The sequence below is a fragment of the Nonomuraea sp. NPDC049649 genome, from assembly GCF_040675175.1.
Taxonomy (GTDB): Bacteria; Actinomycetota; Actinomycetes; order Streptosporangiales; family Streptosporangiaceae; genus Nonomuraea.
In genome coordinates, this window is sequence record NZ_JBFAOH010000008.1 from 187,831 (window position 1) to 210,599 (window position 22,769).

At 71.8% G+C, this 22,769-nt stretch carries 24 protein-coding genes, 1 pseudogene and 1 riboswitch; of the genes and pseudogenes, 14 read left to right on the forward strand and 11 right to left on the reverse strand.

Annotated features, from left to right (window positions below):
* Nucleotides 1-8: 8 nt before the first annotated feature.
* Nucleotides 9-653 carry a GPP34 family phosphoprotein gene (locus AB0J42_RS13970; RefSeq protein WP_364293140.1) on the reverse strand — a complete coding sequence of 215 codons (645 nt, stop codon included), beginning with the start codon at nucleotides 651-653 and terminating at the stop codon, nucleotides 9-11.
* A gap of 22 nt (nucleotides 654-675) precedes the next feature.
* Between AB0J42_RS13970 and AB0J42_RS13975 the strand changes: the two genes are divergently transcribed.
* The 4 genes from AB0J42_RS13975 (at nucleotide 676) to AB0J42_RS13990 (ending at nucleotide 4,162) form a co-directional block, all read left to right on the forward strand.
* On the forward strand, nucleotides 676-1,281 hold the full coding sequence (locus tag AB0J42_RS13975) for a transcriptional regulator (RefSeq protein ID WP_364293143.1): 606 nt from the start codon (nucleotides 676-678) through the stop codon (nucleotides 1,279-1,281).
* 19 nt (nucleotides 1,282-1,300) lie between these two features.
* Nucleotides 1,301-2,179 (forward strand): DNA-formamidopyrimidine glycosylase family protein, encoded by an 879-nt coding sequence (locus AB0J42_RS13980; RefSeq protein ID WP_364293146.1) that lies wholly within the window; start codon nucleotides 1,301-1,303, stop codon nucleotides 2,177-2,179.
* A gap of 131 nt (nucleotides 2,180-2,310) precedes the next feature.
* Nucleotides 2,311-2,634, forward strand: a complete 324-nt coding sequence (locus AB0J42_RS13985) for a rhodanese-like domain-containing protein (protein WP_364293148.1) — start codon at nucleotides 2,311-2,313, stop codon at nucleotides 2,632-2,634.
* 81 nt (nucleotides 2,635-2,715) lie between these two features.
* Nucleotides 2,716-2,828, forward strand: a riboswitch (TPP riboswitch).
* Nucleotides 2,819-4,162, forward strand: a complete 1,344-nt coding sequence (locus AB0J42_RS13990; protein ID WP_364293151.1) for a cytosine permease — start codon at nucleotides 2,819-2,821, stop codon at nucleotides 4,160-4,162. Its footprint overlaps the riboswitch before it by 10 nt.
* Here AB0J42_RS13990 and AB0J42_RS13995 read toward each other — a convergent pair.
* Nucleotides 4,137-4,697: a methylated-DNA--[protein]-cysteine S-methyltransferase gene (locus tag AB0J42_RS13995; protein WP_364293154.1), complete on the reverse strand. Its 561-nt coding sequence runs from the start codon at nucleotides 4,695-4,697 to the stop codon at nucleotides 4,137-4,139. The genes AB0J42_RS13990 and AB0J42_RS13995 overlap by 26 nt on opposite strands.
* A 126-nt stretch (nucleotides 4,698-4,823) precedes the next feature.
* Here AB0J42_RS13995 and AB0J42_RS14000 point away from each other — a divergent pair, with 126 nt between their 5' ends.
* Together AB0J42_RS14000 and AB0J42_RS14005 are read left to right on the forward strand one after the other, a co-directional pair.
* Nucleotides 4,824-6,659 carry an ATP-binding protein gene (locus AB0J42_RS14000; RefSeq protein ID WP_364293353.1) on the forward strand — a complete coding sequence of 612 codons (1,836 nt, stop codon included), beginning with the start codon at nucleotides 4,824-4,826 and terminating at the stop codon, nucleotides 6,657-6,659.
* Between the two features lie 142 nt (nucleotides 6,660-6,801).
* Nucleotides 6,802-7,233, forward strand: coding sequence for an ATP-binding protein (locus tag AB0J42_RS14005; RefSeq protein WP_364293157.1), 432 nt, complete (start codon nucleotides 6,802-6,804; stop codon nucleotides 7,231-7,233).
* Here the strand turns inward: AB0J42_RS14005 and yidC are convergent.
* From yidC to AB0J42_RS14020, 3 genes are read right to left on the reverse strand one after another with little or no spacing between them, the layout of a single operon-like run.
* Nucleotides 7,217-7,864: a membrane protein insertase YidC gene (gene yidC / locus AB0J42_RS14010; RefSeq protein WP_364293160.1), complete on the reverse strand. Its 648-nt coding sequence runs from the start codon at nucleotides 7,862-7,864 to the stop codon at nucleotides 7,217-7,219. The two genes, AB0J42_RS14005 and yidC, sit on opposite strands and share 17 nt — an antisense overlap.
* 45 nt (nucleotides 7,865-7,909) lie before the next feature.
* Complete coding sequence (locus tag AB0J42_RS14015) at nucleotides 7,910-8,131, reverse strand: DUF6412 domain-containing protein (RefSeq protein WP_364293163.1); 222 nt, start codon at nucleotides 8,129-8,131, stop codon at nucleotides 7,910-7,912.
* Nucleotides 8,128-8,298, reverse strand: a complete 171-nt coding sequence (locus AB0J42_RS14020) for a hypothetical protein (protein ID WP_364293166.1) — start codon at nucleotides 8,296-8,298, stop codon at nucleotides 8,128-8,130. The genes AB0J42_RS14015 and AB0J42_RS14020 overlap by 4 nt, the downstream gene beginning before the upstream one ends.
* Before the next feature lie 58 nt (nucleotides 8,299-8,356).
* Between AB0J42_RS14020 and AB0J42_RS14025 the strand changes: the two genes are divergently transcribed.
* Complete coding sequence (locus tag AB0J42_RS14025; RefSeq protein ID WP_364293168.1) at nucleotides 8,357-9,046, forward strand: response regulator transcription factor; 690 nt, start codon at nucleotides 8,357-8,359, stop codon at nucleotides 9,044-9,046.
* Between the two features lie 6 nt (nucleotides 9,047-9,052).
* Here AB0J42_RS14025 and AB0J42_RS14030 read toward each other — a convergent pair whose 3' ends face one another.
* Nucleotides 9,053-9,454 carry a hypothetical protein gene (locus AB0J42_RS14030; RefSeq protein WP_364293171.1) on the reverse strand — a complete coding sequence of 134 codons (402 nt, stop codon included), beginning with the start codon at nucleotides 9,452-9,454 and terminating at the stop codon, nucleotides 9,053-9,055.
* A 209-nt stretch (nucleotides 9,455-9,663) separates the two neighbouring features.
* Between AB0J42_RS14030 and AB0J42_RS14035 the strand changes: the two genes are divergently transcribed.
* The 3 genes and pseudogenes from AB0J42_RS14035 to mptB form a co-directional block, all read left to right on the forward strand.
* A complete protein-coding gene (locus tag AB0J42_RS14035) occupies nucleotides 9,664-10,011 on the forward strand; it encodes an STAS domain-containing protein (RefSeq protein ID WP_364293174.1) in 348 nt (115 codons plus the stop codon).
* A complete protein-coding gene (locus AB0J42_RS14040; RefSeq protein ID WP_364293177.1) occupies nucleotides 10,008-10,739 on the forward strand; it encodes a glycosyltransferase in 732 nt (243 codons plus the stop codon). The genes AB0J42_RS14035 and AB0J42_RS14040 overlap by 4 nt, the downstream gene beginning before the upstream one ends.
* A gap of 175 nt (nucleotides 10,740-10,914) precedes the next feature.
* A pseudogene (gene mptB, locus AB0J42_RS14045) lies at nucleotides 10,915-11,898 on the forward strand (polyprenol phosphomannose-dependent alpha 1,6 mannosyltransferase MptB); the annotation flags it as partial.
* Nucleotides 11,899-12,193: 295 nt separating this feature from the next.
* Here the strand turns inward: mptB and AB0J42_RS14050 are convergent.
* Nucleotides 12,194-14,602 (reverse strand): hypothetical protein, encoded by a 2,409-nt coding sequence (locus tag AB0J42_RS14050; RefSeq protein ID WP_364293180.1) that lies wholly within the window; start codon nucleotides 14,600-14,602, stop codon nucleotides 12,194-12,196.
* 301 nt (nucleotides 14,603-14,903) lie between these two features.
* Here AB0J42_RS14050 and AB0J42_RS14055 point away from each other — a divergent pair, with 301 nt between their 5' ends.
* The 3 genes from AB0J42_RS14055 to serS are packed head-to-tail and all read left to right on the forward strand — an operon-like array spanning nucleotide 14,904 to nucleotide 18,361.
* Nucleotides 14,904-16,133, forward strand: coding sequence for a glycosyltransferase 87 family protein (locus AB0J42_RS14055; protein WP_364293183.1), 1,230 nt, complete (start codon nucleotides 14,904-14,906; stop codon nucleotides 16,131-16,133).
* A 2-nt stretch (nucleotides 16,134-16,135) separates the two neighbouring features.
* Nucleotides 16,136-17,056 (forward strand): prephenate dehydratase, encoded by a 921-nt coding sequence (gene pheA, locus AB0J42_RS14060; protein ID WP_364293186.1) that lies wholly within the window; start codon nucleotides 16,136-16,138, stop codon nucleotides 17,054-17,056.
* Nucleotides 17,057-17,098: 42 nt separating this feature from the next.
* On the forward strand, nucleotides 17,099-18,361 hold the full coding sequence (gene serS / locus AB0J42_RS14065) for a serine--tRNA ligase (RefSeq protein ID WP_364293188.1): 1,263 nt from the start codon (nucleotides 17,099-17,101) through the stop codon (nucleotides 18,359-18,361).
* Here the strand turns inward: serS and AB0J42_RS14070 are convergent.
* Both AB0J42_RS14070 and AB0J42_RS14075 read right to left on the reverse strand, forming a co-directional pair.
* Nucleotides 18,325-19,767 carry a hypothetical protein gene (locus AB0J42_RS14070; protein WP_364293191.1) on the reverse strand — a complete coding sequence of 481 codons (1,443 nt, stop codon included), beginning with the start codon at nucleotides 19,765-19,767 and terminating at the stop codon, nucleotides 18,325-18,327. The two genes, serS and AB0J42_RS14070, sit on opposite strands and share 37 nt — an antisense overlap.
* Nucleotides 19,768-19,951: 184 nt before the next feature.
* Nucleotides 19,952-20,155, reverse strand: coding sequence for a cold-shock protein (locus AB0J42_RS14075; RefSeq protein WP_101787411.1), 204 nt, complete (start codon nucleotides 20,153-20,155; stop codon nucleotides 19,952-19,954).
* A gap of 221 nt (nucleotides 20,156-20,376) precedes the next feature.
* Here AB0J42_RS14075 and AB0J42_RS14080 point away from each other — a divergent pair, with 221 nt between their 5' ends.
* Nucleotides 20,377-21,183 (forward strand): HAD family hydrolase, encoded by an 807-nt coding sequence (locus tag AB0J42_RS14080; protein ID WP_364293194.1) that lies wholly within the window; start codon nucleotides 20,377-20,379, stop codon nucleotides 21,181-21,183.
* Here the strand turns inward: AB0J42_RS14080 and AB0J42_RS14085 are convergent.
* Nucleotides 21,174-21,698 carry a bacterial proteasome activator family protein gene (locus tag AB0J42_RS14085; protein WP_364293197.1) on the reverse strand — a complete coding sequence of 175 codons (525 nt, stop codon included), beginning with the start codon at nucleotides 21,696-21,698 and terminating at the stop codon, nucleotides 21,174-21,176. The genes AB0J42_RS14080 and AB0J42_RS14085 overlap by 10 nt on opposite strands.
* A gap of 5 nt (nucleotides 21,699-21,703) precedes the next feature.
* Nucleotides 21,704-22,660, reverse strand: coding sequence for an NAD(P)H-quinone oxidoreductase (locus tag AB0J42_RS14090; protein ID WP_364293200.1), 957 nt, complete (start codon nucleotides 22,658-22,660; stop codon nucleotides 21,704-21,706).
* Between the last annotated feature and the right edge of the window lie 109 nt (nucleotides 22,661-22,769).

Genomic DNA, 22,769 nt, shown 5'->3' on the forward strand with positions numbered 1-22,769 from the left:
ACGGTGATTTAGGTCGCGGCGGTTATGGCGGCCGTGGTGACGGCGATCGAGACGCCCGCGTTGATGGCGGCGATCGTCTGCGCCACGGCCTCGGCCTCCCACGCGCCGGACGCGATCTGCTTGATCCGCTGCTTGTCGGCGCCGGGGAACGCCTTGCGGTCGAGCTTGGCGGCGTGCATGACCGCGATGAGCACGGCGGTGCGCGGGTCGGGCTCGGTCCCGGCCAGCGCGCCGGCGATCCGCTCCCGTACGCGCGACTCCACGCGGCCGTCGAGCTCGGGCCAGCGGGTGGTGCGGAAGATGCCGAACACCCGGCCGCGCTCCTCGGCGAGCACGCCCGCGCCGACGAGCCGCGTCAGCAGGCGGACGCGGAGCTTGTCCGACTGGAGCTGCTGCACCCACCAGGCGGGGCGGTGCGCCTTGGGGCTGGCCGCGATGCGGGCCAGCGCGGCGTCGAGCTCCTCGTCGCCCACCGGGGCCGGGTTCAGCACCCGTACTTTCTTGTCCCGCAGCGCGATGCGCTCGTGGAGCGCCAGCTCGGCCAGGACGGCCCCGGCCACCGCGGGGTCGAGCTGGATGGCGGAGAGCAACTGCCTGCCGTCGTCCTCGCCGAAAGCGAGAAGGAGGATCTCCTCCGCGATCGTCACACTCATCCCCCGACAGTAACGTGCGTACATGACCATCTCGGAAAAGCTGCACGCTGTCGGGCGTACCTTGCTGGAGGATCAGCTCGCCCACCCCACGGTCGTGGGCATCGGCCGGGGCGATCTGCCCGAGCCGGTGTTCCGGTCCTGGCTGGAGCAGGACTACCTCTACCTGCTGGATTACGTGCGGGTCTTCTCGAAGCTGGCCTCGAAGGCCCCGGACTCGCACGTGGGTTACCTGGTGGACCTGGCCCACTCGACCTATCACGACGAGCTGAAGTTACACCGTTCGCTTTCGGCGGAGTTCGGCGCCGATCTGGAAGGGGCCGTGAAGGGACCGGCCTGCGAGGCGTACACGCGGTTCCTGCTGGACGCGGCGGACTCGTACGAGGACGGGATGGCGGCGCTGTACCCGTGCACGTGGGGGTACTCGACGCTGGGGCGGATCCTGGCGGAGAACCCGCCGTCGGAGCCGCGCTACCGGGCCTGGGTCGACACGTACGCGGACCCGGCGTTCGCGGCGCTGGCCGTGCGGATCGGGGAGATGCTGGACGAGATCGACCCCGACCCGGACCGGGCCGAGGCGATGTTCAGGGAGGCGATGGCGCACGAGCTGGCGTTCTGGGACGTGCCGTGACGCCGCGTAGTCTGGGAGCATGCCGGAACTTCCCGAGGTGGAGTCGCTCGCCGCGTTCCTGAACGAGCGGGCGGTGGGGCGCACGATCGCCGGCGTGGACGTGGTCGCCTTCCAGGCGCTGAAGACGTTCGACCCGCCGGTGACGGCGCTGGGCGGGCTGACCGTCACCGGCGTGGCGAGACACGGCAAGTTCCTCGACCTCGACTGCGACGGCCTCCACCTCGTCATCCACCTGGCCAGGGCGGGCTGGCTCCGCTGGCGCGACGATCTGTCGGGCGCCAGGCCGGTCCGCCCGGGCAAGGGGCCGCTGGCTGTACGGGTGAGGCTGGCGGCGGGCGATGACGGGCGGGCGCCGGGGTTCGAGCTGACGGAGGCGGGGACGCAGAAGCGGCTGGCCGTCTATGTGGTGAAAAATCCGGACGAAGTGCCGGGTGTCGCGGCGCTCGGCCCCGACCCCCTCGACCCCTCCTTCGACGTCGCCGCGCTCAAGCGGATCATCGGCGGCAACCGCACCCAGATCAAGGGCCTGCTGCGCGACCAGAAGGTCATCGCCGGCATCGGCAACGCCTACTCCGACGAGGTGCTGCACGCCGCGAAGATGTCCCCCTTCAAGATCGCCGCGACGCTGACCGACGCGCAGATCGCCGACCTGCACGAGGCCATCGTGACCACGCTGCGCGAGGCCGTCGAACGGGCCCGCGGCCTGGCGGCGGGGGAGCTCAAGGCGGAGAAGAAGTCCGGGCTGCGCGTCCACAACCGCACCGGCCAGCCGTGCGAGGTCTGCGGCGACACGATCCGCGAGGTGTCCTTCGCCGACTCCTCGCTGCAGTACTGCCCCACCTGCCAGACCGGCGGCAAGCCGCTCGCCGACCGCAGGATGTCCCGGCTGCTCAAGTAGCGGTGACCCTGCCGGACCGGCGGCACACCCCTCACCGACCGCCGCGTGTCCAGGCTCTCCGCGCGGCGCCGTAACCCGGTGGTGGTGCGTGGCTGGGCTCCCGTGGTCCGGTGACAGGGGAGAATGGGCGCATGAGGGTTCCCGAGGTCGAGGTCCGCGACGTGCCCGAGGACGCCTACCTGCTCGACGTGCGCGAGCAGGACGAGTGGGTGGCGGGCCACGCGCCCGGGGCGGTCCACATCCCGATGACGGAGATCCAGGCGCGCGTCGGCGAGATCGCCACGGACCGCCCGATCTACGTCGTGTGCCGCGTCGGCGGCCGTTCGCTGCAGGTGGCGGCCTGGCTCAACCACCTCGGCCACGAGGCGGTCAACGTGGGCGGCGGCATGCAGGCCTGGGAGTACGCCAAGCGCCCGATGGTCAGCGAGACGGGCCTGCCCCCGATGGTGGCCTGACGCCCGAGATCGACCCCCGACTGGCCCAAATCAGACGAATCATGCATCATGGGGGCGCGCGCCGGAGGTGATCTCCGGCCGATCGTCCACCGCGGGAGCTCGGGGCAACCGGGCTGAGAGGGCAGCTGACGCCGCTGCCGACCGCACGAACCTGTCCGGGTAATGCCGGCGTAGGGAGTGCGCGATGTCGCATGCCGTCCACGGCGACGAAGTTCCGTTGACCCTTGAGGGCGAGGCGCCCAAGACGCTCGGGGTGCTCGACCAGGGCGCGCTCTGGGCCAACCTCGCCGTCAGCCTCCTCGGTTTCTCCGGGGCGCTGTTCCTGATCGACCCGCTCGGGGGAGCACCGCTGACCGTGACGGCGGCCCTGGTCGCCACCGTCGTCGGCAGCCTGATCGGCACCACCATGGTGGGCCTGGCCGCGATCCCCGGCACGCAGACCGGCAAGCCGGCGATGGTGCTGCTGCGCGGGCTGTTCGGGGCGCGGCTGTCCTACTTCCCCACCGTGCTCAACATCATCCAGATGGTCGGCTGGGGCGCGTTCGAGCTCTGGGTGATCGCCCAGGGAGCCCTGGCCATCTTCGGCGACACGGTCCCGTACGCGGTCTGGGTGCTCGTCGCCGGGGTGATCACCACCGTGCTGAGCATCTGGCCGCTCGGCGCGATCCGGCTGATCCGGCGTTACATCACCGTCCTGGTGATCATCGCGATGATCTGGTTCAGCGTGCGGTTCCTGGGCGACGCCCAGCCGCAGACCGGGGGATCGTGGGAGGCGTTCGCCCCGGCCGTCGACTACGTGATCGCGCTGTCGGTGTCGTGGGTGCCGCTGGCCGCCGACTTCGCCCGCCACTCCAGGTCCAGCCGGGCCGCCTTCACCGGCGTGGTCGGCGGGTACACGCTCGCCCAGGTCGCCTGCCTGGGGCTGGGCGTGTACGCGGTCGCGATCGCCGGCGCGCAGGCGGTGGCGGCCGACAGCACGGCGGTGTTCACGCCGTTCGTGATGGCCCCGCTGGGCGCGATGTTCTTCGCGGTCCTGGTGCTGCGCGAGGCCGACCAGTCGTTCGCCAACGTCTACTCGACGACCGTCTCGCTGCAGAACCTCATGCCGCGCGCCGACCGCCGGGTGATCAGCGTCGTGATCGGCGTGCTCACCGTCGCCATCGCCCTGGTGGTGGACGTAACGTCGTACGGTGCGTTCCTGGGCGTGATCGGCGCGGTGTTCGTGCCGATGTTCGCGGTGCTCGCCGTCGACTACTTCCTGTTCAGCCGCGCGGACGGGTGGAACACCTCTGAGGACGCCCCCGCCCGCTGGTCGATGCTGGTGCCGTGGGCGTTCGGGTTCGCCGCGTACTGGCTGACCACCTCGACCCCGACCGTCGCCGCGTGGGACGGCTTCTGGGCCGGGGTGCGCGACGTCATCGGCTTCACCAGGGAGCCGTGGATGAACGGCGCGCTCGGCGCGGCCATCGTCGCGGCCCTGATGACGCTGCTGATCGGGCTGGTCAGGCGCCGCGCCGCTCGATCGTGAGCAGGCGGCGCGCGGCGTCGGCGCCGCCCGCGTAGTCGCCGGGCTCGCCGTCGTCGCGGACCACCCGGTGACACGGCACGACCACGCGGACGGGGTTGGCGCTGAGCGCGTTGCCGACCGCGCGCAGCGCGCGCGGCCTGCCGATGAGCTCGCCGATCTGCCCCACCGTGGTGGTCGTGCCGTACGGGACCGCCATCGTCTTCTGCAGCACCGTACGGGCGAACGGCGTGGCCAGGGTCAGGTCGACCCGGGTGGAGAAGGCGCGGAGCCGGCCGGAGAAGTAGGCGTCGAGCTCGCGCCGGACCGGGTCGAGCCGCCGCGCGTCGGCGCCGATGCGCCTGCCCACCCGCTCGGACACCCGCTCGAAGACCACGTGCTCCTCTTCGTAGCTGCAGGCGACGATGCCGCGCGCGGTGACCGCGAGCACCAACTGGCCGACCGCGCCGTCGTACGTGCCGAACGCGACGTCGAGCTGGCCGTCGCCGCGATAGGTGTCGGACGTCACCCGCAACAGGGCTTCGAGATCGCCCGACACTCCCTCACCTCCACCCCGTCACGAAAAGCCGTGACCGCAGCGTATCGGACGGATCGCCCGACGCGAGCGCCACGCCGGGGGCACTATGGACTCGTGGGGGACGCAAGGGCTGCCAGTGACGACGAGATGGCCCGCGCGGTGCTCGACAGCTCGCCCAACGCCGTGGTCGCGATCGACCGGGACCAGACGGTGCTGGTGTGGAACGCCGCCGCCGAGGCGCTGTTCGGCTGGCCCGCCGCCGACGTGCTCGGGCGCCGGGCGCCGATCGTGCCGGAGGAGCTGGCGGCCGAGCACCACGCGGCCCTGGAGCGGGTCCGCACCGGCGAGCAGGTGTCGCTGCGCACCAAGCGGGCGCGGGCCGACGGCACCGTGCTGGAGGTGCGGGCCGACATCAGCGCGCTGCGCGTGGGCGCGGCGACGGCCGGATACGTCTGCGTGTACCACCTGGTGCAGGCCGAGCACGCCGCCAAGAACCGGATGGCGCGCCGGGCCAGGCTGGTGCGCAGGCTCACCGACGTGGTCGGCGACATCAACGCCGAGCTGGAGCTGCCCGCCGTGCTCGACCGGATCTCGGCCAGCCTCACCGAGCTGACCGGGGCGGACGCGGGCGGGTTCGTGCTCATCGAGGGCGACCGGCTGCGCCTGGTCAGCACCTACCGGCTGCCGCCGTCGCTGAAGGACGCGACCACCGACCTGCACTCCAGCCTGGTCGGCACCCTGTTGCGCACCGGCAAGACCGTGCTGCTGGAGTCCGCCGGGCTGGACGGGCTGATGTGGGCGCGGCTGCCCGGCCTGCACACGATCGCGCTCGGCCTCGCCGCCGTCGGCGGTCGTCCGTACGGCGCTCTGTACGCGCTCTTCGCCCGGCGCAAGCCCGGCCACGTCGAGCTGGAGCTGCTGGAGCTGCTGGCCGGGCACGCCGGGATCGCGGTCGGCAACGCGGTCGCCTACCAGGAGGCGGTGCGGCAGCGGGCGCACGAGCGGGCCGTCTTCGACGCCAGCGCCGACGGCATAGCGGTGCTCGACGGCGAGGGGAGGGTACTGCGGTGGAACCCGGCCGCGGCCCGGCTCACCGCCGTCCCCGCCGAGGAGGCGGCCGGCGCGCCGCCGCCGTTCCCGCTGCCCGCGCCCGGCGAGAAGGTCACCTACCAGCTGCCCAGCGGGCGGTGGCTGGACGTGGTGTGCGCGCGCATCGAGGAGACGGGCGAGCTGGTCGTCGACTTCCGCGACGTGACCGCCGCCAAGGAGCTGGAGGAGGCCAAGGACCTGTTCCTGGCGACCACCAGCCACGAGCTGCGCACTCCGATCACGGTCGTGCGGGGTTTCGCCGGCACGCTCGACGCCCGCTGGGACAAGCTGACCGACGCCGAGCGGCGCTCGGCCGTGCACACGATCGCCGAGCGGGCCAAGTCGCTCGGCAGCCTCATGGACCACCTGCTCCTGGGCGCCCGCGCCGGGGCGGAGGAGCAGGTGGTGAGGGATGAGCCGTTCGACCTGGCCGAGCGGCTCGACGCGGCCACGCTCGGGCTGCCGGTGCTGTCCGACAAGCACCGGCTAGAGGTGGAGATCGCGCCCGGCCTGCCGAAGGTGATGGGCGATCCGCTGGCCACCGACATCGTGCTCGATCAGCTTCTGGAGAACGCCTTCAAGTACTCGCCGCAGGGCGGCCTGATCCGCGTCGGCGCCTGGTGCGAGGACGGCCGGGTGGTCGTGGTGGTCGACGACGAGGGCGTGGGGATCGCGCCGGCCGACCGGGAGCGGATCTTCGAACGGTTCGTCCAAGTCGACGCCGGCGACCGCCGGAGGTTCGGCGGCGTCGGGCTCGGGCTCTACATCGTGCGGAGCCTGGCCAGGGCGCAGGGCGGCGACGTGAGCGCGCATCCCCGTCCCACAGGAGGGACCCGGATGAAGCTCCAGCTCAGGTGTGCTTCTACTATCGGATCCGACACACCGGTGCGGTAACGAGGTGGTCACGGATGCCCTGATCTATCGTCCGATGTGTACAAGCTGTGATCGAGATGCGGTTTCTGGGATTGAGTAACGGGGCATTTCGGTCGTACCGGGGGTGCTTCCGCGGGGGGCACTGGGAGACGGGGAGGTGGGTGTGTCAAGCGTGGTGCTGCTGCCGTACGCGCCGTCCAGCGTCGCCGTCGCCCGCCAGCGTCTCAGCTCCGATCTCCACGACTGCGGGGTTTTTCACCACGCGATCGACGACGCCGTGCTGGTGGTGAGCGAGCTGCTCAGCAACGCGCTGCGGCACGCGCACCCGCTGCCATCGGGGATGGTGAGGGTGTCCTGGCTGCGCAGCGGTGATCACATCGAGGTGTCGGTCAGCGACGGGGGTGCGGCCACCGAGCCCAGGGCGGGCCGGCCGGCCCTGTCCTCGCTCGGCGGGCGTGGCCTGGGCATTGTCGAGTACGTGGCGGAGAGCTGGGGCGTGCGGCACGACGGCGACACGACGACGGTGTGGGCGATCCTGCCCGCGCCCAAAGAGAAGCTGAACGGGCAGGTGCCCGCGCTCAAAGAGGCCGGGTAGCGAGCGCGGCGCGCTCTCCCGCGGTCCACGCGGTGGAGACCAGCAGGTAGAGCCCGGCGGCCAGGGGGAGCACCGCCGCGGCCAGCAGTGAGCCGAACGGCAGCAGCGGTGCCGCCTTCCGCATGAACTCCGGCTGATCTTCTGTGAGCGACGCTCTGACCGTACGGGACGACAGCCACGCCACGACGGCCATCAGCACCAGCACCAGAGCGAAGACCGAAAATGGGACGCTGACCAGACCGTAATGCGCCGCCACGGCCGCGACCTGCTGCCCGAGCGGCGCCCCGAACAGGTCATGGCCCGCCAGCGCGGTCGGGTGCGTGGCCACCCGGAACATCAGCCACACGAACGGCAGCTGCGCCAGCCCCGGCAGGATCCCCGCGAACGGCGAGCTGCCCTCCTTGGCGTACAGCGCGGACGTCTCCCTGGCCAGCCGCTCCGGATCGCGGCCGAACCGCTTGCGCAGCTCGCGCATCCGGGGCGCGAGCCGTTCCCTGACCCGGGCGCTGCGGGCCTGCCGGATGCCCAGCGGCAGCAGCAGAAGCCGCACGGCCAGGGTGAACAGCACGATGCCGAGGGCGGCGTGGCCCCCGGACATGCCGATGACGAACGAGACCAATGAATCGATCATGAGCCCTTCTCCCGCGGAGACCTTCGGGGCTCGGGTCGAACCCCGCTAACCGGAAGCGGGGTGCGGTGCGGGAGCTCGCGGCCTCGGTCTCCCGGCCGCGCCGGGATCGCGCTGACGCTGGAAGGCGGTGCGTCGCGCGTACACCAGGGGGAACCCGGACGGCTCACCGCCGGCCACCGGCAGCAGCCTGGCCGCCCACGCGACGAGCAGCAGGACCGCCACCGTCGTGACGGCGATGAGCCAGGGATCGAACAGGAAGACCGTCACTGCGACGACGACTTACCGACCACGGTGACGGCGATGAAGACCAGCAGAGCGATCACTCCGATGATCAGCGCGACCTTCAGCAGCCCGAACAGCGCCGGGATGATGAAGGTGAACAGCACGAAAAGCGCCAGAAGCGCGCCCGCCACGAGCATGATGACTCGACCCATGAAGCCACCGTACGTCGTGACACTGCCCCGTGCGAGGCTGACGCCGTACCGTAAAGAGGTGAAAACCCGCATCCTGGTGGTCGACGGCGACCCGGCCGTGTCCGAAGTGGTCGCGCGCTACCTGGAACGCGACGGTCACGACGTCGAGTGCGTGGGCGACGGCGCGGAGGAGCTGCGCCGGGCGCTGACCAGGCCGCCCGACCTGATGGTGCTCGACGTGACCCCGGCCGGGCTCGACGCGCTGCGGGTGTGCGGGGAGCGCCCGCCGGTGCCGGTGATCATGCTGACCTCGCTCGGCGAGGAGATCGACCGGGTGGCCGGGCTGGAGACGGGCGCCGACGACTACGTGGTCAAGCCGTTCAGCCCGCGTGAGCTGGCGCTGCGCGTGCGGTCGGTGCTGGACCGCGCCCGGGGTGGCGCCGTCGTGGGCGGCACCGGCGTGCTGCGCGACGCCGACCTGGTGGTGGACGTGGACGCCCGCGAGGTGCGGCTGGGCGGCGTGGAGGTGATGCTGACCGGCCGCGAGTTCGACCTGCTGGCCTACCTGATGCGCAACCCCGGGCAGGCGTTCGGCCGGGCGGCGCTGCTCCACCAGGTGTGGGGCTGGTCGTTCGGCGACTCGTCCACGGTGACGGTGCACGTCAGGCGCCTGCGCGAGAAGGTCGAAGCCGACCCGGCCCAGCCGCGCAGGATCGTCACGGTGTGGGGGGTCGGCTATCGGTATCAACCGCTGGAGGACGCGGGGTGACGCGGGTCAGGCGGGCTCCGGGAGGAGGGATTCGGGGCTGGCGCCGAACGACTCCGACATCGCACGAAATGTCGGGCAGGGCCATCTCCACATGCAGCTCCGGCACCGCAGGATCGGATGCGCCGCGTCGCTGGTGATGCCGCCCGCGTCGCGCGGCTGGTGCAGGTCGAGCAGGCGCAGCCCCAGCTCGGCGAACCTGAGCAGCTCGTCGCGGGCGCCGGCGAGGAAGTCGAGGTCCTCACCGGCCAGTTTCGTGCGTACGGGGACGTACCCCTCATGGTTGACCAGCCCGCGCAGGCGGACCGCCTCGTCGTGCCAGGAGGTCGCCTTACCGCTGCGGATGAGAATCGTCTCCAGCTGTTCGCGGAGCTTGCGGCGCTGGGGATCTTCAGGTTGGTCTGTGTTCATAGGTCGTCGGGCCCGTGAGCTCGCCCAGCCTCCTCCTGTGTCTCCTGCCGCCGTGGTGGCGTACCGTCAAGTTTCGCCTACTCTCCGTCTTCGTGGAGCCCAAACGGCCACTCTCGTGCGCAGCCGGAACCGACCTCGTGATTCATGCCTTCGTTCACGTATCGGCGTGACAACGTGACCCGGCGCCTCGGCGCCGCTAGCCTGCCTTTGTGGAGCTCAAGGTCTCGACTCGATCACATGCCGGCCACGCACTCGTCGTGATCGCCGGTGAAATCGACCTCTATACGGCACCCCACCTGCAGTCGGAGTTCACCCGGCTGCTCCAGGAGGGGCCCGGCCGCGTGGTCATCGACATGTCCGCCGTGGATTTCTGCGACTCCACGGGGATGAACGTCCTGCTGTCCGCGCTCAAGCGGATGAAGGAGCGGGGCGGCACCCTGGAGGTGGCCGCGCCCCGTCCCGCCGTGCAGAAGATCCTGCAGGTCACCGGGCTCGACTCGGTCTTCACCGTGCACGACGAGGTGCCGCAGGAGTTCCTGAGCGCCGAGAAGTCATGACGGCAGGAGACACCGCGGTCGTCATCCCGGCCAAGAACGAGGCCGAGCGCATCGGCCTCACGGTCGGCTCGGCCCTGGACCTGCCCGGCGTGGACCTCGTCGTGGTGGTCGACGACGGCTCGACCGACCAGACGGGCCGGGTCGCCAGGGCGGCGGGGGCGAAGGTCGTCCGCCACAGCCGCAACCGCGGCAAGGCGGCCGCGATGGAGACGGGCGCCGAGGCGGTGCGCCTCCTCGACGGCGACGGCGCCCCTCGTCATCTGCTCTTCCTCGACGCCGACCTCGCCGGGACCGCCGAGGCCGCGGCCGCGTTAGCCGAGCCCGTCCGCGCCGGCGAGGCCGACATGACCATCGCCGTCTTCGCCAACCGGGTCAAGCTCGCCGGGCACGGCATCGTCGTCCGGCTGTCCCGCGACGGCATCCGCCGCGCGACCGGTTTCGAGGCGACCCAGCCGCTGAACGGCCAGCGCTGCCTCACCAGGGAGGCGTTCGAGGCCGCCCGGCCGCTGGCGCACGGCTTCGGCGTGGAGACGGCCCTGACCATCGACCTGCTCCGCAAGGGGTTCCGCGTCGTCGAGGTCGAGGTCGACATGGCCCACCGGGCGACCGGGTCCGACTGGCGCTCCCAGCTCCACCGGGCCAGGCAGCTCCGCGACGTCGCCCTGGCCCTGGCCACCCGCGAGCCCGTGGTGGCCGAGAACCTCGCCAAGCTGCGCCCCCGGCGCTGACTTATCCACAGGCTGGGGACGGGCGGATGGAGTTCCGCGGCGGGTGTGCTGGAATTCACGGGTGACTTCGGAGACGCGGGCCGGCGCCTCTCACCGGCTCATGCGGCCTGCCCTGGCCTGCATCGCCGCCTCGATCCTGCTGACGGCCCTCATCGGTGTGCTCGGCACGTCCGCCATGGTCCCGGCCCTGCCCGGGCCCGGCTGGCAGCCGCCCTGGTCGCTGGGCGCCGACCCCCACCCCTACCTGGTGGTCTCCCTGGGCGCGGCCGCGCTGGTGCTCGGCGGGCTCGGTCTCCTGGCCGCGCTGGCGGTGCCGCCCGCGTCCTTCCCCGCCGGTCTGTCGCGCTCGCTGGTGCTGCTCGGCTGCCTGGCCGCCGGGCTGCTCGCCTTCCTGCCGCCGTCGGGGTCCGGCGATCATCTCAACTACGCCGGATACGGGCGGCTGGCGGCGCTCGGCATCGACCCCTACACCCACGGCGCCGGCGACCTCCCCGGCGATCCCGTCGCCGACGCCGTGGAGGACCCGTGGCGTGAGGAGCCCTCCGTCTACGGGCCGGTGGCCACCGCCGTGCACTTCGCCGCGAGCTGGCTGGCCGGCGACTCCGTCCGGCTCACGATCTTCCTGCTGGCCCTGGTCAACGCCGCCGCCTTCATCGCCACCGGCCTGCTGATCGACCGCTTCGTCCGCGACGACCCGGTCGCCCGCCCGCGGGCCGCCCTGCTGTGGACGGTCAACCCCCTGCTGCTCTACCAGCTCGTCGCCGGCATGCACGTCGACACCCTGGCCATCGCCTGCATGGTCGCCGCCCTCCTGGCCCGGTCCCGGCCCGTGATCGGGGGCGCCCTGCTCGGGCTGGGGGTCGCCATCAAGCTCAACGCCGGGCTGGTCGCCCTCGGCCCCGCCTGGGAGCTGCGCCGAGACCCCCGCCGGCTGGTGCTGATGGCCGGGGTCGCGCTGGCCGTGGCGGCCGCCGGTTACGCCGTGGTGGGCTTCGACGCGCTGGGCCCGGTGACCCGCACCAGCAGGTCGATCTCGCACGCCTCGTTCTGGAAGCTCGGCCAGGGCTGGCTCCAGTCGACCGTCGGCACCGGCAGCGCCTACCGGGGCGAGATCCAGGCCGGTTTCCTGCTGCTGTTCTGCCTGCTGGCCTGGTCGCTCTTCCGCCTGGTCCCGCGGTCGGTTCTCGCCGCTCCTGGACGTGCTTCGCGGGGGCTGTTCGCAGTGTCGGGCGAAGGGGGGCAGGCGGCCGTGGTCGTGGCCGGGGTGCTGGTGGTCGCCTACCTGTTCGCCTCGCCGTACGTGCTGCCCTGGTACCACGGGCTGGCCTTCGGGGTGCTCGCGCTGACCGCCGCCTCCGCCGTGGACCGGTTCCTGGTCGTGCACCTGCTGGTGCTGTCGCTGGCCTACCTGCCCGCGCGGGTCGTCGCCCAGCCCGCCGAGCTGGAATGGCTGCTCAGGACCGTCGTGCGGGCCCAGGTCGTCCCGTGGCTGCTCCTGGCGCTGACGGCGGCGCTGCTGTGGTGGGCCTGGCGAGCTGCAGGGCGCGTACGCACGACGCCAGCGTCAGGGGCACCGCCACCGTGAGCGCCATCGCCGGGATGGCGATGCCCGAGTCGTTCATCAGGAACCCGATGAACGCGCAGGTCAGCGCCCCGAAGAGACCGGCCCGGAGCGCGGGCGCGAGCGCGTACGCCTGCCAGAGCGCCGACGCCCCCCAGCGCGACGGCCGGGCCAGCACGAGGAACAGGAACGCCAGCGCCACCAGCGAGAGCAGCGTCAGCGACCAGTTCCCCACCGTCACCCCGACCATCGCGCCGAACTTACGGCCGATGACCGTCCACGCCTGACCGTCGATGACCTGCTGCACGAACGTGCCGAGATGCGTGCGCTCCCCGGCCGGGCGCAGCCAGTCGGCGACCGACATGCCGCCGATGAGCAGGGTCCCGGCCAGGCCGATGACCACCAGCTTCCCGAACGACACACGGCCCCCGGCCAGCAGGATGAGGAACACCGACAGCCCCGCGACGAACGCCGGCACGCCGCCGAAGTCCGCCCCCCACGCGGGCGACCCGTCCGCGAACACCGCCAGCCCGCCGTACAGCACACACACCCCCAGCCACGCCGGCCGCGGCGCGCCCTTCTCCCGCAGCCACTGGGCGACACCCGCCAGGCCGAGGATCGTGCCCGTGGCGTAGATGGCGAAGGCGATGTTGCTGAAACCGTAGAACCGGCCGCCGGTCACGGGCTCGTAGCCGGAGACGGCGTTCACCTGGAGGTGGGAGCCGGTCATGACGTCCACCAGCATCGCGACCGAGGTCACCAGGGCGACCACGGTCAGCGGGCCCAGCACGTGCGCGCGCCACGGCCCCGCGAAGGCGAGGCCGGTGATCAGGCCGGCCATGCCGACGATCGTGACGATGAGCGCGGCCATCGGCGCGGGCAGACTCCACCACGGCACCAGCTGCGCCAGGAAGGTGGCGACGGCGATGGCGCCGCTCATCACGGACACGACCTGCACGGTGACCATCAACCGCGACTCAGCCAGGTCCCTGGGGAAGTGCGCCCCCGAGAGACCGCCGCCGGTGGTGTGCTCTGAGGTGCCGTCGGTGGTGCTCGGCCTCGCGGTGTTGGCCGGTAGCGACGCGTCCGCTCCCGCTGATGGCGTTCTGCGGTCCGGGTCGGTTGCGGGGGCTTGCGCTCCGGTCGTGCCCGTGGGGGTGGCTGATCTGCGGCGGCGCAGGGCCAGGGCGGCGAAGGCGTAGAAGAGGAGCTGGACCGCGACGAAGACGCTGAAGAAGGGGCCGCGGACCTGCATGAGGACCTGGCTGGCCAGGTCGGCGTCCGCCAGGTCGGCCACCCGATCCCCAGCGGTGAGGGCGCCCGGGCCGCCCGGCTGCCAGGGACGGCCCACGACCTGCCTGGGAGGTTCGAGGCCGGTCAGGTGGAGGGCGGTGGCCGCGACGTCCTGAATCGCCACGAGGGCTTCCTGGCGGGTCGAGCCGGCCGTGAGGTGGCCCGCCGGGTACCGGTCGCCGGTGGCGATGGCGACGTGCAGGTGGGCGCCGGGGGATACGTCGGAGATCCCGGCCACCAGCACGGTGGTGCCGGGCGGGAGGGCGGCCAGGAACGCGCCGATCCGGCGGTCGGCGTCGGCCGCGGCCTGCTGGCGGGCCTCCGGCGGCATGGCGGTGGGGACGCCGTACCCGTCCACAGGCTGGGCCGCCCAGGCGGTGGCCAGGTCCGGCACGTCCATCACGATCAGCGTGTACGAGGAGAGGCCGCCCAGCTCCGCCGGGGTGTCTCCGTACGCGGCGACGCGGCCGGCGCTGTCGGCGGCGGCCAGGGCGGCGCCGGGGCCGACGGCCGCGACCTCGCCCCCGCCGTCCACGACGGTCTGGGCCAGCGTGCCGAGCCGGGCGTCGTAGCCGGTGCCGGCCTGGTGAGCCACGAGGTCCGCCCAGCCGGGGACGGTCGCGCCACGGCCGTCCCTGAGGGGGCTGGGGGTCTCAGGGCAGCCGGGGCCGGGCGTGCCCGCGCGCTGGCCCGCCGACACGGTCAGCCAACCGGCCACGGGGCAGGTGATGCCGCGGCCCGGGGGAGGCACGGCACGGGTGGATAGCGAGGCCGTTGCGCCCTGCCCGGCGAGTTTCCACAGGTTGGGCGTACGCGACTCGTCGATGTCGCTCCACTCCAGCCCGGGCACCCCGACGACCGCCACCCGTCCCTCTACGGCGGCGAAAGCCGGAACGGGCACCAGCGCGGCCCCCAGCACCGCGACCAACCCCACGACGACCAGCCGCCACACCCGCGCGAGGCGGGGGAACGCGGCGCGTCGTTCCTGGAGGGTGAGGTGCTCGGTCAACGGGATGTGCGGGTCCGGTCCGTCTCCAGAGTCGAGGTGTGGGTGCGCGGCCGGTCGTCCCCCTGACTGGCTGTGCGGGGCGGGAACTGGCCTGTCCCCGGCTGTGGTGTGAGGGGGTCGGTGCACGGGCGGTCGCTCTCGGAGCGGGTGGGCGGGGAGGTGCCGGGGCGGTGCGTCCGCGGGGGCAGGCGGTGTGGAGGGGGAGGGACGTGCCGTCGCATGGATGCGCCGGTGCGGCATCGTGGTGAACCCCCTGAGTTGGCGCGCCCTCTGGACAAACGTCACGGTAGCCTGCCACAGCGTGACGGGTGTCGAGGCGCCGATGCGGCGGCAATGGTGGGCGTGGGCCCTGGCGGCGGTCATCGTGGCCGTCGGGGTGTGGCCGCTGGTCGAGCACTGGCTGACCAACCCGGACGATCAGCGCCTCGTCGATCTCGACGTCTACCGTACCGGCGGTCAGATGGTGCTTGAGGGCCGTCCGGTGTACGGGTTCTTCACGCCGGCGCCGCAGCTGCTGCCGTTCACGTACCCGCCGGTGGCGGCGCTGTTCGCGACGGGGCTGGCGGCGATGTCGTGGGTGACGGCCCAGTGGGTGTGGACGGCGGGGATCTTCGCGGCCCTGGGGGTGGCGGTCGGGTTCGCGTTCCGGGAGGCGCTGGGGCGGCACGCGCCGTGGGTGTTCGCGTTCCTGATGGTGGCCTGCACGTTCCTGATGCCGATCCGCGACCAGGTGCGGTTCGGGCAGGTGGACATCCTGCTGGTGGCGCTCTGCCTGGCCGACTGCGTGGCGCGGCGGCCGTGGTGGCCGCGCGGGTTCCTGATCGGGCTGGCGACGGCGGTGAAGCTGACGCCGGGCGTGTTCCTGATCTATCTGCTGGTGACGCGGCAGTGGCGGACGCTGTTCATGGCCTCGCTGGTGGCGGGGCTGCTGACGGTGCTGCCGTTCGCGGTGGTGCCGCAGGACGCGGTGGACTTCTGGTTCGGGGCGCTGCTGGACTCCGAGCGGCTGGGCGCGAACGCCGCGACCACCAACCAGTCGATGCGCGGCATGCTCATCCGCCTCTACCTGCCCGACGCGCTGACGAGCGCGATCTGGCTGGCGGCCGTGGCGGTGGTGGGCTGGTACGGGTTCCGCGGCGCGCGCGACGCGTACCGGGACGGCGACCGGCTCACGGCGGTGGCGCTGGTGGGCCTGATGGCGGTGCTGCTGTCGCCGGTGGCCTGGATCCACCACCTGGCCTGGGTGGTCGTGGTGCTGGGGGCGATCGCGGGGGACGGGCGCGACCCGGTGCGGCTGCGGGTGGCCGCCGGGGTGTGGCTGTACTACGTGGTGCCGGTGCCCTGGTGGGGTGTGACGATCAAGGCGGCGGAGATCCCGGTGATCAGCCCGGTGGTGGGCAAGACCGTGCAGAACGGCTTCGGGCTCGGCGCGCTCGCCCTGGTCTGGCTGCTGGCGCACTGGCTGCCGGCGCGCCGCGCCGTGCCGTCGCAAACGCCCCACCTAGCACGTCAACCTGCGGATAACCTGTAAGCATGTCCAGAATCGCGTATCTCGGCCCCGAGGGCACCTTCACCGAGGAGGCCCTGCGGCTCCTGGAGCCCGGTGCCGAGCGGCTGCCCTGCAGCACTGTGTCGGCCGCGCTCAACGCCGTCCGCGCGGGTGAGGCCGACGGCGCGGTCGTCCCGCTGGAGAACTCGCTTGAGGGCGGCATCACGACGACGCTGGACGAGTTCGCCTGGGGCGAGCCGCTGCTGATCACCGCCGAGCTGCTGCTGCCCGTGCGGTTCTCGCTGCTGGCCCGGCCCGACACGGAGATCGGGCACATCAAGCGCATCTACTCGCACCCGGCCGCGATCACGCAGTGCCGCGGGTTCATCAACCGCGAGCTGGCCGACGCGGTCGTGGTGTCCGCGCCGTCGACGGCGGCGGCGGCCCAGGAGGTGTCGCTGCCGGGCTCGCCGTACGACGCGGCGATCGCCGCCCGCATCGCGGGCGAGCACTACGGCCTGGTGGAGCTGCTGGGCGACATCGGCGACCGGTCCGACACGGTGACGAGGTTCGTACGGGTGAGCAGGCCGGGTCCGCTGCCCGAGCCGACCGGGAGAGACCGCACGACCCTGGTCGTGTTCCTGGCCGACGACCATCCGGGCGCGCTGCTGGAGATGCTGACCGAGTTCTCGGTGCGCGGCGTCAACCTGAGCCGCATCGAGTCGCGGCCCACCGGTCAGGGCATAGGGCGTTACTTCTTCCACTTCGACTTCGAGGGTCACGTGGCCGACGCGCGGGTGGGCGAGGCGATCGCGGGCCTCCACCGGATCTGCGGCGAGGTGCGTTTCCTGGGCAGCTATCCGCGCGCCGACGGGGTGGCCCCGAAGATCAAGCGCGGCACGAACGACGCCGAGTTCGCGCAGGCGAGAGAGTGGCTCAGCAAGATCCGCGCCGGGCAGGTCTGAATTGGGGAGCGGGCGCTCACCGCGCGCCGGTAGCCTTTCCCTGTGATTGACCTGCGTATCCTTCGTGAGGACCCCGACCGGCTGCGGGCGTCGCAGCGTGCCCGCGGCGAGGACGACTCGATCGTCGACACGCTGCTCGACCTCGATGGGCGCCGTCGCGCCGCGCTGACCTCGTTCGAGTCCACGCGTGCCGAGCAGAAGAGTCTCGGCAAGCAGGTCTCCAGGGCGCAGGGCGAGGAGAAGGCCGCGCTGCTCCAGCGGGCCAAGGATCTCGCGGCGCAGGTGAAGTCGGCCGAGGCGGAGGCGGAGAAGCTGGGCGCCGAGTTCGACTCGCTGCTCCAGACCGTGCCCAACCTCGTCGAGCCGGGCGCGCCCGCCGGCGGCGAGGACGACTACGTCGTGCTCGAGACCCACGGCGAGCCGCGCACGTTCGACTTCGAGCCGAAGGACCACCTGGAGCTGGGCGAGCGGCTCGACGCGATCGACATGGAGCGCGGCGCCAAGGTGTCCGGCGCGCGGTTCTTCTTCCTCAAGGGCGTGGGCGCCCGCCTGCAGCTCGGCCTGCTCAACATGGGCATGCAGCACGCGATCGAGGCCGGGTTCGTGCCGATGATCACCCCGGTCCTGGTGAAGCCGGAGACCATGCAGGGCACCGGTTTCACGGTGGCGCACGACGCGGAGATCTACCGCCTGCCGGAGGACGACCTCTACCTGGTCGGCACCTCCGAGGTGTCGCTGGCCGGCTACCACGCGCAGGAGATCCTGCCGGCCGACCAGCTGCCGCTGCGCTACGCGGGCTGGTCGTCGTGCTTCCGCCGCGAGGCGGGCTCCTACGGAAAGGACACCCGGGGCATCATCCGGGTCCACCAGTTCGACAAGGTGGAGATGTTCTCCTACGTCCGGCCTGAGGACGCGGTGGCCGAGCATCAGCGTCTGCTGCAGTACGAGCGGGAGATGCTGGCGAAGATCGAGGTCCCGTACCGCATCATCGACACGGCGGCGGGCGACCTCGGCATGTCGGCGGCCCGCAAGTTCGACTGCGAGGGCTGGATCCCGACCCAGGGCCGCTACCGCGAGCTGACCTCGACCTCCAACTGCACCGAGTTCCAGTCGCGCCGGCTGGGCGTGCGCTTCCGCGACAAGGACGGCAAGCCCCGATACGCGGCGACGCTCAACGGCACGCTGGCCACCACGCGGTGGATCGTGGCCATCCTGGAGAACCACCAGCAGGCCGACGGCTCGGTGGTGGTTCCCGAGGCGCTCCGGCCCTACGTGGGGCTCGACGTGCTGGAGCCGGTCAAGTAGCGGATCGCCGCCAGGCCGGCGGCCACGGTGACCGGCGCGGCGGTCGCGGCCAGCGTCAGCGCCACGCCGTAGTCCAGCCAGCCGGCGCTCCACGCGCGGAAGGGCGTCGCCACGCACAGCCCTGCTGCGACGCCCAGGCCGAGGGCGTATCCGACATCGCGTGAGGTGATCCGGCCGTCCCGCACGACCCCGGTGGCCAGGATGACCACGCACAGGGCGAGGACGATCCCGGCGGGCTTGGTCAACAGTGAGAACGCCATCAGGAGCAGCCAGTCGTCGAGGAATCGCTCGTACGGGATCGGCGCCAGCAGCAGTGCGGCGAGTCCGGCCATCCCCACGAGCCAGGGCCAGGAGCCACGCGGCCGCCTGCCGGGCGCCGGTGAGGCCGGTCGCGATCTGGTGCGGGGTCTGCCTGCCTGGGCGGCGAGGGCGGCCACGGTCGTCCAGGCGGCGAGCAGGCCCGCCACCCGCATCTCGCCGCTGTCGTCGGCGGGCTGGTCGAGCGGGATCGTGGCCGGTTCCGCCGGCGGGGCGCCCCGGGTGAGGCCGAGCCGCCGCCAGGTGCCGTCGGTGTCCCGCACCGCGATGCCGTCGTGCCGGTTCGTGACGACCACGACGTGCCCGCCTGGCCGTTCCTGGACGACGAGCGAGGTGGCGGCGATGGGCAGGTCCGATCCGTCGCGCCGCAGGTCTTCGAGCTTTTCCACGTCGCGGGGAGTGATCTCCCAGTCGACCGACCAGGTGCGGCCGCCGTCGGCCGAGTGCAGCACCCGCACCCGGTCCTCGGCCAGGCGGTAGCAGTGTTCGCGCAGGCAGGCGGCGCGCTGCCCGGCCCGCTGGTCGAGTTCCTGCGGCAGCGCGTCGCGCCAGGTTCGTCCGCCGTCTTCTGACGCGTACAGGCCGTCCACGACGATGGCGTCGTCCACGAGCACGGCCCGCGAGCCGAGCGGCAGGGGAGGGTCGGTCTCGGCCGCAGTGGCGGTGACGGCGAGGACGGCAAGGGGCACGGCGGTGAGCACACGCCAGCGCGTGGGCGCCTGTTCGCGGGGCACGGCGGTGAGCACGCGCCGGCGTGTGGGCGCCTGTTCGCGGCTGCGCTGCCGCACCCACCAGGCCAGGGCGAGCGCCGGAAGGGCCAGGAGGCCCCCAGGATCGGCCAGGACGCGCGATGGGCCCGCGAGGGTGGACCAGGCCAGGGAGGCGACCTCAGCGCCCGTCTCCGTCGTTTTGATGACCGCGAAGAGCCCGCCGGTCAGGATGGTGGCCGCGAGATCGGCGCGGCGCAGCAGGAGCAGGGCCACCAGAGGGGGCGCGACGACGAGTCCGGCGACGTCACTGAGCTTGCCGGTGACGAACCCGGGCCAGGCCTGCTTGAGTACGTGATCGTTGAGTAACAGGACGATCACGGAGGCCACTGTTACGGGGTGGCATAACCAGGCGTACCTCATATATCGCTTGATGTGAAGAAAAGTTCCGAGGTTCGCCGGGCATGTGAATCGAGTCACACTCGTGACAACGGCGGGTCAAGCCTTAAACGCGAAAGGCCGGGGTCCGCTGGAAGCGAACCCCGGCCTGTCTCGCTGCTACAGGTCAGATGGAGCGGACCTGGGAGGCCTGCGGCCCCTTCTGGCCCTGCGTGATCTCGAACTCGACCCGCTGGCCGTCTTCAAGGCTGCGGTAGCCGTTGCCGACGATCTCGGAGAAGTGCACGAACACGTCCGGCGCGCCGCCGTCCGGGGCGATGAAGCCGAAGCCCTTCTCGGCGTTGAACCACTTGACGGTTCCCTGAGCCATAAAAGCTCTCCCTCAGGATGTGAATCTATGGGACCCACACCTCGTGGATCCCGGTGTGTCGTACAGCAAGCACCCGGGGTGGCTCAGACAAAGTCATGCTGGTTTTCACTACGGGATAGCTAATACAACGCCTCCACATCTAACACCATTCTGGCGCGTTGGTGTTCCCGTCGAACGAAGATTTCTGGTCCGGCGCATCAGCGGGCAAACTGGAACGTGTTATGCACAACCTTCGCTCGCCCCGTCTGGTGGCCACCGACCTGGACGGCACTGCCCTGCGTACGGACGGAACCGTGTCTCCCCGCACCGCCGCCGCGTTCGCCCGAGTCGAGGAGGCCGGCGCCATGCTGGTCTTCGTGACCGGCCGCCCGCCTCGGTGGATGCGTCCGGTGGCGGACGCGGTCAAGCACCACGGCATCGCCGTCTGCGCCAATGGCGCACTGATCTACGACATGCACACCGAACGGGTAGTGAAGTCTCACCTCATCGACCCGGACGTTCTGGAAGAAGTGGTCGCTCAGCTTCGAGCGAACGTGCCCGATCTGTCCTTTTCGGTGGAGTACGAGGGGGGATTCGCCCACGAGTCCGACTTCCCCGTGGGCTCCTGGGACACCCGGGCCCACGGCCGGGTCCAGGTGTACGGCGACTCGCTCACCGCGCGGGCCTGCGTCAAGCTGCTGGCCCAGCACCCCGAGATGGGCGCCGACGAACTCCACAGCGCCGTGCACGAGCTGGTCGGCCACCTGGTGACCGCCACCCACTCCAGCGGGCGCGCCCTCATCGAGATGAGCGCGCACGGCGTCACCAAGGCCACGGCCCTGGCCACGCTGGCCGAGCGGCACGGCATCGGGCCGTCCGACGTGGTGGCGTTCGGCGACATGCCGAACGACCTGCCCATGCTGACCTGGGCAGGCACCTCCTACGCGGTCGCCAACGCGCACCCCGGCGTGCTGGCCGCGGCAGATCACGTGACCGCGGCCAACGACGACGACGGCGTCGCGGTGGTGCTGGAGAAGCTCTACAAGTAGGGGCCGGAGCCGCCCGGCGGGCGGTGCTGCTCCTCGTGCTGGCGGGCGCCAGGAAGCGCCCTGCGCATCTGCTCCAGCTGGGCGCGGGCCGCCATCTGCTGGGCGAACAGCGTCGTCTGGATGCCGTGGAACAGCCCCTCCAGCCAGCCCACCAGCTGGGCGTGGGCCACCCGCAGCTCGGCGTCGCTGGGCGGCACACCGGTGTCTTCGGTGAAGGGCAGCGACAGCCGCTCCAGCTCCTCGACCAGCTCGGGCGCCAGGCCGTCTTCCAGCTCCTTGATCGAGGACTGGTGGATGTCCTTCAGCCGCTTGCGGCTGGCCTCGTCGAGCGGCGCCGCGCGCACCTCCTCGAGGAGCTGCCGGATCATGCTGCCGATCCGCATCACCTTGGCCGGCTGCTCGACCAGGTTGGCCACCGAACGCTCGTCGTCGTTCTGGTCGCCCTGATCCTGCTGGCCCTGGAAGTCCGGCCCCACCACCACGATGTGAGGCGAGTTGTTGTCCTCAGCATTCATATGTCTCACCGTACTAGGAGGATCTTCCCGACGTGGTTGCCAGAATCCAACATACGGTGAGCCTCGGCCGCATCGGACATCGGAACTTCCGCGTAGATCACCGGCCGCACCGCGCCCGCGCCGATCAGCGGCCAGACGTTCTCCACCACACTCCGGACGATCGCGCCCTTCTCGTCCACCGGCCGCGCCCGCAGCGTGGTGCCGTGCACCGAGGCCCGCTTGGCCATCAGCGCGCCCAGGTCGATCTCGCCCCGGACGCCGCCCTGCAGCCCGATGACCACCAGCCGGCCGCCGGTCCGCAGCGCCCGCAGATTCCCCGCCAGGTACTTCGCGCCGATGATGTCGAGGATCACGTCCGCCTTGACCTGCTCGGCGAAGTCCTCCTCGCGGTAGTTCACGTACGCGTCGGCGCCCAGCTCCTTGACCCGCTCGCCCTTCTCGGTCGAACCGACCGTGACCACCACGTTCGCCCCGAACGCCTTGGCGAGCTGCACCGCGAACGTGCCGATCCCGCTCGCTCCGCCGTGCACCAGCAGCGTCTCGCCCTTGCGCAGCCGGCCGAGCATGAACACGTTCGACCAGACCGTGCACGCCACCTCCGGCAGCCCGGCGGCCTCCACCAGCGGCACGCCCTCCGGCACCGGCATCACCTGCTGCCACGGCACCGCCACCCGCTCGGCGTAACCGCCCCCGGCCAGCAGCGCGCAGACCTCGTCGCCCACCGCGAACTGCTCGACGTCGGCGCCGACCTCCGCCACCACGCCAGAGACCTCCAGCCCCGGGTACGGCGGGGCGCCGGGCGGCGGATCGTAGAAGCCCTTGCGCTGCAGGACGTCCGCCCTGTTGACCGCCGAGGCGGTCACGTCGATGAGCACGTCGCCGCGCCCGGGCTTCGGGTCGGGGACCTCCCGCCACTCCAGGACCTCTGGCCCGCCGCCGCGGGTGATCTCGATGGCTCGCATACGAACCACGGTAACGGGGCAGACAACTTCCGGGTTGCCGGCGTTCCCCGAAGCGCTTGGCGTTAATCTGCAAGGTATTTGCTACCCCTTTATACCCACCCGAGGGGGA